Here is a 13,472-nt window from a genome sequence, read left to right on the forward strand (position 1 = left end):
TGTGATGAGGTTTGTAAGAGCCAGCCAACAACGCTGCAACTTTAAGTAGGACGGGTATAGAACTTTTGAATAGGCTTGATCAAAATGGAAACAAGAGCAGTCGATTTGAACCAAGTGGTGGAGAGTCGTCAATCAGGGCGGGTTTTGCGCCGCCCACGCATACAGCCTCAATGAATTAAACCCAACTCGCGCGCTTCTTCTATGGTTAAACCACTTTCACGAATTTCCCGTAACATTTCAATGCGGCGACGAGCTGCGGCCGAACGCATCTGTTTATCGGGTCGCGCGACGATCCCCTCTTCTGGGATCTCCCATTTGTGTGCCATGTTGGCCATTTCATCATGGTCGATAGAATTGATGGACATAGTACCTCCGCAACACTCTATTTCGACATTTCCTCGTGCTATCTATAGCAAAGCACAGCACTTCTATTAAGTAGAAAAGCTGCAAAATGTGATTCTATCGAGTATTCGATTACTAGCTGATTTTTTGCATGCTATTCACTTTGCAATGGCATCATTCTCGCAGTACATTTAAAAGATTCCCACGTGAAAACATCGTGTTTGAAGCGCGTTATTTTGGCTTAAAACTGACTGACGTTTTACTGTGGTCTATCATTTCACGAGCGCTGATATTTGATGCGGTTGTGTTCGTGTTGGTAAACGTCTCTCACAACCGGCGAGAGCGAGGATCAACAAATGACACCATCACTCGATAGCTGGCAGCAAAAACTCAATACTTGGTATCAATCTCGGAACGATGATCAAGTGCATAGTGACGATCAAGACACGATATTGATCGAACTAATTGCTCAAACGCCTCAAGCGGTTTGGGGCCCAACCTTAAGTGACGCTCAAAGCCAAGCCATTGCCACTTGGCTTGATGCCAGCCTACGTCAATTTGAACATGTGCGTGAACGCAAACCAATTCAAGCCTACCACCGACTGCAGGCGATCTATGCCGACTTGGCCCATACTGCCAAAACGTTGGATTGTGATATTCACATTCGAGATTGGTGCATGAGACGGCTGCAACACATCACGGTGTTAATGTTGACATTTTGCCAACAACAAATGGGCTCGATTTGGGCTTTGAGGGTGAAGCAATTGCGCGAGGCGCACGTGGCATTAATGGAACAATTAGAATGGAATGAAAGCCACGAATTTAGGCATGCTTCGACGCGGCGACATTAAGATCATTGGATAAAAACCCCTTGATCATCGTTTCATGATCAAGGGGTTTTGTATTAGACCGCCATCTCTTCAAGCGCGGTCATCACCGAGTCATCCAGGTGCCCTTCAAAGATCTGACGACACACTTTACGGCGAACGGCTAATCCTGCAATTAACCGCTCAATTGAGAGATGTTTATGGCTATTTTGACTGTTATACAGCTCAACCAACTGGCTCAGCGTAGAATAATTCACAACATCTTCATCGACTCGAAGCCAATCGAGCTTCTCCAAAAGCTCAGAACACTCTTCTTTAATTGAGGCATAGGAATGCCCTGTCATTGCTGATAACGCGCTGATACTGCGTTCTAGAGCCTCTGGCGAGGTATATTTGGATAGTGTAATGGTTATTTCGTCTGCATTGATCTCAACCAAGTGCTTTCTGAGCTTCACTCGACGCCCCAAATTACCATTGGTTGAGCGAGGTTTGCGCTGAATTGGCTCAAATTCGCCATCAATGATCCCTGAAAGTTCATCGAGCTGTTTTCGACTGACCATTTCATTACGCAACGGGTTTGGCAAGGTTGGTGCCATATTGCGCTTACCCGCGTTGGTGGTACGAGCCCGTGAGTAGCGTAAAACTTCTTCGGCGTCACATTGAATCGCGACGTGATAATCGCGGTTTTTCGCCTCGCCGGTGGCCTCAATCGTCAAGTGATAACCCCACAAATTAACCACAAACAGTGAATCGTCCCCTTTTCCATCGGACAATCGACGTAACTCGCGCAAAAGATCCATCGAAAAACGTCGCCATTCAATGTTACGTGCGAGTTTTTGGTTCAATTCACTTAACAGCATGGCATCGCTGTGGCGGCGTACCATACGACTGCGAAAATAGGAGTAAAGCTGAAATACCAGCGTATGCTGTTTTAAGATCTCAGGTGGAAACAAGAAGAAATAATCCCGCGTGAGTAGTTCTTCGTAAAACGACGGCTCCCAAACCAAGATGTATAAATTCGGTTTAATGCGTATTTCGCCATCACTGCCTTCCGTTGGCGCTTCTTCTGAGGCGGTAATGGTGCGCGCTAAAAAGCGAAAACGATCACTTTTAAAGCCTTCAGGCATGTTTTCACTTAACCAGCGGCCTGTGAGTTCATGAAGTTGAAAATCGGTGTATTCAATTCGTTCAATGCTGTCACGAATCGAATCGCGGGCAGGTCCACTGTCTTTTTTACCCCGTAACGACAAAATATCGGTAATGTATAATGGCGTTTTATTGGGCACTTGTGACGCGTCTAATTGATATTGATCTTTATGATGATCGTGATACTGCACTGTGAGAGTAAACAGGGCAAATAAGGTCATAAGATCATCGACGGTCATAATATTTTTCGATGATCGTGTTTCGATGACCGCTCGCGTTCCTGAAATCGATACCATCGACTTTTGATAATGTTTGCGAGTACGTGGCGGCGCAAGCGCTTGATCAATGATCCCGGCCCAATTCGTGGGTGAGACAACAAATTGCTCCGCTTCATCTTTCATTGACGGGGGAATATTCAAACCATGTTCGTTAAGTAAGCGTTTGTTAACTTGAGTTTGTGCCAATGCTTTAGAGCGCTTTTGCTTTTCGTTTAATTTGACTTTCTCTGTCACCAGGCTGGCTGCGCCAAGGGTTGAAATTAACTGACTTGGATTGACAAAATGATGCAGCATCGTTTTACCGGCGAGGCCTTCTTCAAACCGCACTGGTGTTTGTTCAAATAAACCACTGGCCACAGCTGCGCGAAGCCGTTGTTGAATCGCAGCGCGGGTAAGTTTTCCGTCGGTTGCATCAACTAACTCTGTGGTTGAGACAAGTCCATCTTTGCTGCTAAAACCACGTAGTGCAATAAGATTAAGCAGTTCGAGGATGCTTTTGGTTACACCCTTAAAATGTTGATATTGTTCAATCCAATCCGCTGCTGAGTCATTGACTTCAAACAGGTGCCCATCTTTGTGGCTGCGGGGAAGCTTGATAAGCACTTTCGTTGATGTTGTCATTCCTAATCCAGATTACATTTGCCGTAATGTGACTGTCGTTCCTGAAGAATAAAGAATTTTCGATCATAAATAAAGAAAAATTCTTATTGCTCTAAATAAACTGATCTTTATGTTTTATATGATCTATATTGGTGATCTGATCTAATGATCTGGCCACAAGTTCCACTGTAACCAGTTGATTAATAAACATATAAAAAAAGCTCTTCTGAAACGATGATCATGGTAATGATAAAAGCATGATCAACAAAGTGACGTATCTATGATCATAAATGAAAGTAAGCATGATCATCAGTGACAAGTAAGTATGATCATCATTAATTCGCAACGATGATCAACGAATGTTGACAGGTTATCCACAGGATCGCGTTATTGAAATGAGTATAAAGAGTCACTTTGTGCCAATCTGAGTGATTTTAGCCGCCAGATGAATTTAGCAACAATGATCATGGTAGCGTAATTTGAAAAACAGTGTCGATATTTTCATCACATTGGCGGTCAATTCGTCAGTTGCTCCTTTTTCCCTTTCTTTGTTTGATAGCAGGTCGGTTAAATGTATTGTTCGAAACCATGATCACGGCTATTTGATGAATTAATCAACCTTGCTGACTGTTTTTTATCATTTTCAATTAGACTCATTTTTTAGTGATGACGCCGCATCCCTTATTCTGTCTGCATTTACCCGTAGTTTGGTTGAGAATTTACATGCTTCCGGCGTTATCACACCATGATCATCGTTACGACAAATTGGATCTTTGATACGCGGTATGGATAGCGCCGATTTGCCCGTTACATTCCTTGATCATAGTTTCGTTCAGCGAGGTTATTATCGAAACAATGATCAAGGGGTTTCTTGATCATCTTTCCCTTAACTCGGGACGGGTTAGTCTTCTCGTTTTTTCGGTTCAATGGCGAATTTTTCGTAAGCATGATCAAGGTGAGTTATACCTGTTCTACCTGAAGCAGCAGCGCTTTCCATTACAAAGTAAGGGGCTAACTCTCACAAACTTCATCGCATAGTTCATCTATGTTCACGAAGTGCCGAGAAGCTTGGTTCATATGTGGCCTACCACTCGCTTTCAACTTATTTAGGCTCAATTGATTTCAATACTTTTAATCCAAATCACAATTACCGTAATTTATTGTTGATCGGCTATCGTTCCGATATATAACCCTTTACATTGTAAATAAGTGACACTGTAATATTTTAAAAGTGAGTTATACTTAGGACTAAGTAGCTCGGTGAATAAGCATGACCAAAGGCTCATCGTGCTCATATTTTGTTCTTAGGTTGACTCTTTTTTGATGAATTTGCCACGCTAAATAGTGAATCATACTCATCATGCTTAACGTTGTAATAAGGTGTATAAAACCCATGTTCACCATTTAGTTGTTATTTTAGTTAACTGCTGTACAATAAACCAAAGTGATTTCACATGGGATTTGAGAATGAAACGTAGCCAAACTATTGAAAATCTGCAGCGTTTAGCGGAGCAGACTCAGCAAGTACAAGCAGATCGTATTGAGATTGTACTGGAAGAGCGCAGTGATAATTATTTTCCACCGATGTCAAAGGCATTGATGGAGACGCGTTCTGGGTTAACGCGCCGAAAATTAGATGATGCAATTAGTAAATTGGAACAAGAAGGGCACCAATTTACGAAAAATAACGCTAACCATTACTCAATTTCACTCGATGAAGCGCACATGTTAATGGATGCCGCTGGTGTGGCTAAGTTTCATCAACGCAAAAAAAATCATGAAAACAAGCCATGGATCATCAATGTGCAAAACCAAAAAGGGGGCACAGGCAAGTCTATGACCGCGGTGCATCTTGCTGCGTGTTTAGCACTTAACCTTGATAAGCGTTACCGCATCTGTCTTATTGACCTTGATCCACAAGGCTCATTGCGCCTATTTTTAAATCCACAGATCAGCGTGACCGAGCACGAGAATATCTATTCTGCTGTCGATGTGATGCTGGATAATATTCCAGAAGATCAGGTTGTTGATCGTGATTTTCTTCATCGTAGTGTGCTGCTTCCGACGCAGTATCCGAACTTAAAAACCATCTCTGCGTTTCCTGAAGACGCGATGTTTAATGCTGAAGCGTGGCAGTACTTATCGCAAAATCAGTCACTCGATATCGTCAAACTGCTTAAAGAAAAATTGATTGATAAGATAGCCGACGATTTTGATGTCATCATGATAGACACAGGCCCTCACGTTGACCCTTTGGTTTGGAATGCGATGTACGCATCTAATGCATTATTGATCCCTTGCGCCGCAAAACGCCTTGACTGGGCATCAACAGTGAACTTTTTTCAACACCTTCCCACCGTTTATGAGATGTTTCCTGAAGATTGGAAGGGGCTTGAATTTGTACGTTTGATGCCAACTATGTTTGAAGATGACAATAAAAAACAAGTTTCTGTGTTAACTGAAATGAACTATTTGCTTGGCGATCAAGTGATGATGGCCACCATTCCACGTAGTCGTGCATTTGAAACCTGCGCAGATACGTACAGTACCGTGTTTGATTTGACGACCGGTGACTTTGAAGGGGGTAAGAAAACCCTTGCAACCGCTCAAGATTCGGTGCAAAAGAGCGCCCTTGAATTGGAACGCGTGCTTCATACACACTGGTCTTCACTTAATCAAGGATAACGACAATGGCAATTAAAACCTCTGATCTGAATGCTAAGTTGTTTGGCAAAGCCAATAAGCGTCGAGTATCAACCCCACAAGAAGCGCAAACTGCGGCTCGCGAAAATACTCAAACTATCGAGCTATCGGTGGCGGGTGAAGAAAATGTGATGTTTGAACTGGTACGTGTGCCAGCTGCTCAAATTGAATCTGACACCGTCGTATTTGCTGAAAATGCTCGTGAACAAGCGTTTTTAACCGAATATGCGCTTTCTGATGTCCTTGAGACGTTGCGTGTCCGTGGTCAGCAATATCCTGCAGTGGGTCGTCGTACTCAAGAGGGTAAAATTGAAGTGCTGGACGGCAGTCGTCGAAGAATGTCGTGTATTATTGCTCAACAGGATTTCTTGGTCTACGTTGGTGAGAATATTAACGGAGACCACGCCAAGTTTCTTTCTGATGTGGCCAATGCACATAAACCGCTCTCGCTGTATGAAAAAGGGCGTGAAATGCAGGCAAAACTCGATAGTGGCGAAGCCGAAGATCAAAAGGCGTTGGCAAAAATTTTTCAGTGCAGCGAGGCATTGGTCAGCGGAGCGCTTAAAGCCGCCGCATTGCCATTATCCTTGCTACGTGCTTACCCTAATGTCAGTGACCTCGGGCGTCCCACGATTGTTAAACTGCACAAGCAATTTTTCGCGCTTGATGAGCAGCAGCAGCAGCAATTGCTTGAACAGTGCCACACAACAGACGGTTTTGTTTGGCAGCGCGGCCAAGCTCATGGCGTCGCGCGCTTAACCAAAGAGGTCACAGAGACAATTGAGCAATGGATTGAGTCGATGAAACCGACTTCTGTCAGTGCAAAAGAAGAGAAAGTTCAGCTCGTAAAAGGCCGTGTTGCGTATAGCCGTAAAGGCGCTGATGTAGCGGTGAATCTCAAAAAAGTGGATGACCAAACTTTGCAAGAGATCCTCGACTTTTTGCAAAGTAAATTCAGTTAATTTTTGAGTAAGTAATCCGATCTATACCCAAGTCACTTTATCATTATAGAAGCCGCCGTTAGCGGCTTTTTTTGTCTCTGTGCTACCATACGCGGATATCGGCTTTGAGCCATTTGAGAGATCAATTTATCGCATCTGTTAGGAACATCATGAAAGCTTATCTCAATTTGTTGCTCGACTTGCAGCAACAAGCGCAATCTCAAGGTCATCGTCAAGCGGTTGTTTTACGTGGTGAGCGAGAGTGGCAAGTTGCGGTCACTGCCAAAGCAACAGCCCATTGGCGTGATAAGCCAAGCTTTGCATTGGGAAATGAGCCGTTTTCGGTCACCAAACAAGTTGCGATTAATCGCGGTCATCAACTGCTTGGTCAAGAGTGCCAATTGCTGATTGTTGAGCTTGACGAACGCTTTGATGCCAATAGTTTTAATGCCGCTTGTGGCACGCTTGCCGCTGGCGGCTTAGTGATTTTGCTCGAGCGTTTTTCTTCAACCCATAATTTGGCGCAGCAGTGGCTTTTGCAACATTTAGCGCGAGTGCCGATATTGGATCAGCAACGCGGTTTTTTGCCCAGCGTAGATTTTCAGGCCAAAGTCGATAGCCAAGATGATTTCTTTGAGTTGGCGTTAAAGAGTCAACAGTCAGCGGTTGAAAATGTCGTTAAGTTAGCCCTCGGACGCGCGCAGCGCCCGTTGGTTCTGACTGCCGACCGAGGGCGTGGTAAAAGTAGCGCGCTTGGGATGGCTTGCGCGCACTTGATGGCGCAGCGTCCGATCTCAATTGTGGTGACGGCGCCCACTCCGCAAGCTGTCACCCCAGTTTTTCAGCATGCTCAGGCGCTTCTTGGTGAGTTAGCTATTCGAAGTAAATGGCAATTAAGTTTTCAGCAGTCACAGCTGCAGTTTATTGCACCAGATAATGTAATCGAAACTCTGCCGCCATGCGATCTGTTACTCGTTGATGAAGCGGCCGCGATTCCGCAGCGTTTATTGCAAAACATGGCGACTGCTTATTCACGAGTGGTGTTTTCAACTACAGTGCATGGTTATGAAGGCTGTGGGCGTGGTTTCTCGTTAAAGTTTGTTCCTTGGCTACGAAAAACTCACGCGCAAGTGCGACTTCAGCATCTGGCGTTGCCCATGCGCTGGCGCCAGGGCGATCCACTAGAACAGTGGTTAAACGACACCTTTTTACTCTCAGATGAGTGGGGCGCACTTCAATCAACAGTATTGGATTTTAGCGCGTTGAGCCTAAAGCGTTGTGACAAACGCGATTGGCTGCAAGACGCTCAGTCGCTACAAAGTGGTTTCGCACTGCTAGTTCAAGCTCATTATCAGACTTCGCCGAATGATTTGATGCAGCTGTTGAGCGAGCCTGAGATCGAGCTGTGGCTTGCTTATTGCGGCTCGACTATGATTGGCGCGGTGATGACAGTTGAAGAAGGGCCGATAGACTCGCAACTTGCGTCAGAGATCGCGCTCGGCAGGCGGCGTCCCAAAGGCGCACTGACGCCGGTAATGTTGATAGGTCAGGTCAATGCACTTAATGCCGCCTCACTGCGTGCATTACGTGTCATGCGAATTGCCCTTTCACCGGAGTTGCAAAATAGGGGATTGGGACAAGGTGTGATTCAATTGCTCCAGCAACAGAGCGCTGGGCAGTATGACTATGTTTCAACGTGTTTTGGTGCAACGGATGAACTGGTCTCATTTTGGCTCCAATGCGGATTTGTTCCGGTGCGGCTTGGGTTAAGCCGTGACGCGGCAAGTGGTACCTATTCGCTCTTAATGTTAAATGCGCGCGAATTCGATCATGAGAGTTGGATTGCCGATTTGGCTAGCGCGTTTCAATTTGAATTTTCACAGTCGCTGGGTTCGCAATTCCGTTCTTTGGAATCGTCACTTGTAACAAGGTTACTTAAGCAAAACTCGGTCGGCGTGACTTGGACTCCAAGTGCGGTTCAGCTACAGCGCATTCGTGGCCTGTTGGCTAACTTTGCTCATGGTGGTAGTAGTATGGAAAACGTGTTGGTTTGGCTGCGTTATGCGTTATTACATTCTCCGCAATACCTCGATGAATTTTTAGTTGCACTCATCTTGCAGCAGCAGTCTATTACTGAGATTGCGTCACGATTTGGTTTGCCGGGGCGCCGTGGGGTCGAGCAACATCTGCGCGAACAGATCAGAATCCGACTTGAGGATACTCAATTTACACTGTAAATCAGATTGAAGTTGCAGTGGTATTGGTGGCAAAGCGAGTGGCTCGCTCTCGCTAAACTCACACCAATACTTTGGCTCGTGATTTACAGTGTAAATTGACAAACCTCTCATTAATGGTGTTTGGAGATGATGACCTAGTCCCTAGGTTTGAATTGAATATATCCAAGTAATCTTAGCAAACACTTCGTGAACATATGAGATGAGGTTTGTGAGATCTCGCCAACACTCTGGCGACTTCAAGTGGTAAGGCTATATCGAATCGAAAGCAAAATTAGCTAAATAAAAAAACATTAACCCCCCAATTCCTATCTTACTGTTTCAACGATAAATAACCGTGAAATGCCCGCAAAAGAGAGCGCTTTAGTATGAGAACGCGGTCATACTTTGTTTGCATAATAATGAATTCTTCCTAGACTCAAAAAAGAGAAACCATACAAAAACTCATACTATTGGTTGATGCACACAATGAACTATCACTTAGGCGCGAAACTTGACATCAGCTCGGTCAGTGACCTTCGTCGGCAATGGATCGATGCGCTAATCCACCAGAATACGATTGTGTTTGATGGTGGCGATGTGGTGAAAGTTGATGCCGCAGGCATTCAGTTGCTAGCGGCCTTCGCGCGCAGTCTGCGTGAGGCGGATAAAGAAATATCATGGCGTGAACAATCCGTAACGTTGCAAGAAGGGTTAACCCAACTTGGATTTCATGAGTTGCTGATGGTTTCAAAAGGCACAGAGGAGGGAAGCCATGACGCGAATATTGGCGGTGGATGATTCTATCGCGATTCGAACCTTAGTGAAGGACACACTAGTTGATGCTGGATACCGTGTCGAGACGGCGATTGATGGCACTGATGCTTTGGCTAAATCACGCCAATCGAAATTTGATGTGGTGATTTCCGATGTCAACATGCCCAAAATGGGTGGCTTTGAGCTCGTTAAAGCGATGAGGCAAATGCCGCAATACAAATTCATCCCGATCTTGATGTTAACCACAGAGTCGAGTTCCGATAAAAAAGCGCAGGGTAAGCAAGCCGGCGCAACCGGGTGGTTGGTAAAGCCGTTTGATCCCAACACACTACTCAAAACCGTTCAGCGCGTGATTTAACCCGACGCATTCGACACGCTAGCAATATATGTGCTGCGAACCAATAACTAAGCGGTGATGCCAATGGCACTAGACATGGAGCAGTTGCGCAAGATGTTTTACGACGAATGTCGTGAAAATCTTGAGATTTTAGAAAACAATTTATTGCATCTTGATTGTAGTCAGCTCGATAAAGAGACCATTGATACCATCTTTCGCGCCGCCCATTCGATAAAAGGCGGAGCAGCAACGTTCAATTTTAGTGACATCAGTGAGTTTACCCACGACGTTGAAGCGTACTTAGATGCGGTGCGTAACCAAATGGTAAGCATGAATACCGCTGCTGTTGACCTTTTACTGCGCAGCTGTGATTACATAGCTGAACTTCTGGCAAGTGTTGAAGTCGGCCAAGTCGCAAACCAAGAAAAACGTGCCCAACTGAGCGCAGAGCTTGCCGCGCTTCTTATTACAGAACCAAAGCCAGAAGAGCATCAAACACGAAGCGCTTTGAATGCGCTCGACTCACCTGAAACACAAGAGCCCTCTGATACCGACGCAGCCACTTGGCACTGGCAAGTCCATTTTTCGCCATATCCATCGATTTTTTATAGCGGGAATGATCCGCTGCGAATATTACGTGAACTTACCGAACTTGATCAGCAAAGCCAGTTGGTGTGCCATAAACAAGACATAATCAGCCTTGAACACATAGATCCCGAGCTTTGCTATCTGCGCTGGGTGATTGATTTGTCGTCCTCAGTGTCGCGCGAGGCGATTGATGAAGTGTTTGAATGGGTCGAGGATGAATGTGAACTCGTTATTACGCAACAGCCCGTTCCTCTTACTCCTGAGGCAGCACTCTCGCCTGCGCCTCATCAGAGTGTTGCGACTAATCCCGCCTGTGAGAGTAAACCACAAGTCGCTGCGCCAGCTTTAACGACGACATTCGACTCGCAAGATACGCCAGCTCGCGTGACTCACACTCAAGTCAGTACCAATGACAACAGCATCACTGCATCGATGAAAAAACCTGATGGCGCGATGAGCTCAATCCGTGTCGATATTGAAAAGGTCGATAACCTCATTAACTTAGTCGGTGAGCTGGTGATTACGCAGTCCATGCTGACTGAAATTGGTAACGATTTTAGCGCGGATAAATTAGAAAAACTCAAATCAGGTTTAGAGCAGTTACTGCAAAACAGCAAAGATTTGCAGGAGAACGTGCTTAATATACGTATGTTGCCGATGAGTTTTGCCTTTAGCCGTTTTCCCCGTTTAGTTCGTGATTTGACTCAACGCCTTGGCAAAGAGGTCAAATTGACGATTCTCGGTGAACATACGGAACTGGATAAAACCGTATTGGAGCGAATAGTTGATCCATTAGTGCATCTAGTGCGCAACGCTATCGACCATGGCATTGAATCGCCCGAGGAGCGCGTTCGCAATGGCAAGTCAGCGCAGGGGGTTGTCACACTCAATGCATACCATCAAGGCGGCAATATCGTCATTGTGATTGAAGATGATGGCCATGGCTTAGACTGTGAAAAGTTATGGCATAAGGCGCAACAAAAACAGCTTATTAGTCCAGACACCCACCGCAAAGAGATGAGTGACAAGCAAGTGATGGCCCTGATTTTTGCACCAGGATTTTCCACAGCAGAGTCGGTCTCTGATATTTCGGGTCGTGGTGTCGGCATGGATGTGGTTCGGCGCAATATTGAAGAGCTGGGCGGGTATATTGACGTCGATTCTACTCTCGGAAAAGGATGCACTTTTACGATTAACTTGCCGCTGACACTCGCCATTCTTGATGGGCAACTTGTCAAAGTTGGGGCGCAAGTTTATGTGATCCCTTTGCTGACCATCATTGAATCGATTCAAGTTGACCGCAATTCGATTCTTCACGCATCTGGCGGCATCGAACTGTATCGCTTGCGCGAAGAAACAATACCCATCTTACGACTTCATGATGCTCTGGCGATAAGCAACGTCGCAGAGAAAGCCGCTGATGACTCATCGACTGATCAAATGCGTGAGGACGACGGGTTTTCTTGTGACATCCTTTGCGTTGTTGAGTCGGCTGGGCATCGTGTCGGGCTATTGCTGGATGAGCTGCACGATCAGCAGCAAGTGGTGATTAAAAGTTTAGAGTCAAACTATACCAAAGTTGCGGGCATTTCGGGGGCGACGATTTTAGGCGATGGATCGGTGTCATTGATTATTGATGTGCAAGGTCTGGTTGCTGCATTTGTCGCGCGTCATACCAAACATCGCGCAGGAGTCGCCGCATGACATCAACCTCAATACTGCAAAGTGATGCCCTCGACCATGTTGAAGTAACTCAAGAGCAAGACGAGGTTAGTGCGGAATATTTGAGTTTCACTTTAGCCCACGAGCGCTACTGCATTGGCATAGACGCAGTAGAAGAGATCCGCGTCTGGGAGATACCCACTCCAATTCCGCATGCGCCAGAGTATGTCAAAGGTGTGATTAATATTCGCGGCATGATAGTACCGATTATCGACCTTCGAATTCGATTTGCGCTAGCGAAACCACGCTACACACCAACGACAGTGGTGTTAGTTTTACGCTGTGACGCGCTCTACGAACGACGTTTAATGGGAATGGTCGTGGACGCGGTGTCGGATGTGGTTCGGCTCCCCAGCACGAAGATCAAAGCCACGGTGGGGGAGTCGAGCGTCACCCCATTTATGCTTGGGTTAGTCAGTGTTGATGCTCAGATCATCTCGCTACTTGACGCCAAAGCACTTATGGACATCTCGCAAATCGTCGGAGGCCTTTGATGCACAATGACGAATATTTAAGTTTTATGTTGGATGGCGACGAGTACAGCGTGCCGATATTACAAGTTCGTGAAGTCCGAGGCTGGACACCGGTGCGTGCGGTGCCCCACGGTCCACGTTCCCTGCTTGGGGTACTAGAGATCCGCGGTGAATATGTGCCAGTGGTTGATTTACGCCAGTGCTTCGCGCTTGAGCCCGCTTCACTGTGCGCCACGACGGTCGTGATCGTGGTGAATCTGGCGAATCATCAACCCTTAGGCATTGTGGTTGATGCCGTCGCGGAAGTGTATAGCTTTTCTGCAAGCCAAATAAAACCACCACCTCAGGGGCTTCATATCCACGAAAATTACATTCAAGGGCTAGCGGCCATTGCGGGCCGTCATGTCATCATTATTGATCTAATGACGCTGTGTGGCGCAGCGATCACGGATAAAGCTCATAAAGAGAAAATCAGTGCTGCGTGTTAACGCCAATCTACCTTGTCGCTGACAGACCAACAAAGAG

At 45.9% G+C, this 13,472-nt stretch carries 11 protein-coding genes; 9 read left to right on the top strand and 2 right to left on the bottom strand.

Features of this window, described 5'->3' with window-relative positions:
• Positions 1–167: 167 nt before the first annotated feature.
• Positions 168–365, bottom strand: a complete 198-nt coding sequence (locus HGP28_RS03330; RefSeq protein ID WP_168835012.1) for a hypothetical protein — start codon at positions 363–365, stop codon at positions 168–170.
• Between the two features lie 333 nt (positions 366–698).
• Here HGP28_RS03330 and HGP28_RS03335 point away from each other — a divergent pair, with 333 nt between their 5' ends.
• Positions 699–1,193, top strand: a complete 495-nt coding sequence (locus HGP28_RS03335) for a transcriptional regulator (RefSeq protein ID WP_168835013.1) — start codon at positions 699–701, stop codon at positions 1,191–1,193.
• 53 nt (positions 1,194–1,246) lie between these two features.
• On the opposite strand, the gene HGP28_RS03340 is transcribed toward HGP28_RS03335, so the two are convergent.
• Positions 1,247–3,214 (bottom strand): replication initiator protein RctB domain-containing protein, encoded by a 1,968-nt coding sequence (locus HGP28_RS03340; protein ID WP_168835014.1) that lies wholly within the window; start codon positions 3,212–3,214, stop codon positions 1,247–1,249.
• Positions 3,215–4,660: 1,446 nt separating this feature from the next.
• Here HGP28_RS03340 and HGP28_RS03345 point away from each other — a divergent pair.
• From HGP28_RS03345 to HGP28_RS03380, 8 genes are all read left to right on the top strand, one after another.
• A complete protein-coding gene (locus HGP28_RS03345; RefSeq protein WP_168835015.1) occupies positions 4,661–5,878 on the top strand; it encodes a ParA family protein in 1,218 nt (405 codons plus the stop codon).
• A gap of 5 nt (positions 5,879–5,883) precedes the next feature.
• On the top strand, positions 5,884–6,858 hold the full coding sequence (locus tag HGP28_RS03350; RefSeq protein ID WP_168835016.1) for a ParB/RepB/Spo0J family partition protein: 975 nt from the start codon (positions 5,884–5,886) through the stop codon (positions 6,856–6,858).
• Between the two features lie 149 nt (positions 6,859–7,007).
• Positions 7,008–9,074, top strand: a complete 2,067-nt coding sequence (locus HGP28_RS03355) for a tRNA(Met) cytidine acetyltransferase TmcA domain-containing protein (RefSeq protein WP_168835017.1) — start codon at positions 7,008–7,010, stop codon at positions 9,072–9,074.
• Between the two features lie 465 nt (positions 9,075–9,539).
• Entirely contained in the window at positions 9,540–9,851 is a 312-nt protein-coding gene (locus HGP28_RS03360) for an STAS domain-containing protein (protein WP_168835018.1), read from the top strand.
• Complete coding sequence (locus HGP28_RS03365) at positions 9,826–10,185, top strand: response regulator (protein ID WP_168835019.1); 360 nt, start codon at positions 9,826–9,828, stop codon at positions 10,183–10,185. Before HGP28_RS03360 ends, HGP28_RS03365 begins: the two co-directional genes overlap by 26 nt.
• 63 nt (positions 10,186–10,248) lie before the next feature.
• Positions 10,249–12,456 (top strand): chemotaxis protein CheA, encoded by a 2,208-nt coding sequence (locus HGP28_RS03370; protein ID WP_168835020.1) that lies wholly within the window; start codon positions 10,249–10,251, stop codon positions 12,454–12,456.
• The gene (locus HGP28_RS03375; protein ID WP_168835021.1) at positions 12,453–12,968 is read left to right on the top strand and encodes a chemotaxis protein CheW; all 516 of its coding nucleotides are present in this window, start codon (positions 12,453–12,455) and stop codon (positions 12,966–12,968) included. Before HGP28_RS03370 ends, HGP28_RS03375 begins: the two co-directional genes overlap by 4 nt.
• Positions 12,968–13,435, top strand: coding sequence for a chemotaxis protein CheW (locus tag HGP28_RS03380; RefSeq protein WP_168835022.1), 468 nt, complete (start codon positions 12,968–12,970; stop codon positions 13,433–13,435). The genes HGP28_RS03375 and HGP28_RS03380 overlap by 1 nt, the downstream gene beginning before the upstream one ends.
• Positions 13,436–13,472 lie beyond the last annotated feature (37 nt).

The organism is Vibrio agarilyticus, from assembly GCF_012641465.1.
GTDB classification, from domain to species: Bacteria; Pseudomonadota; Gammaproteobacteria; order Enterobacterales; family Vibrionaceae; genus Vibrio; species Vibrio agarilyticus.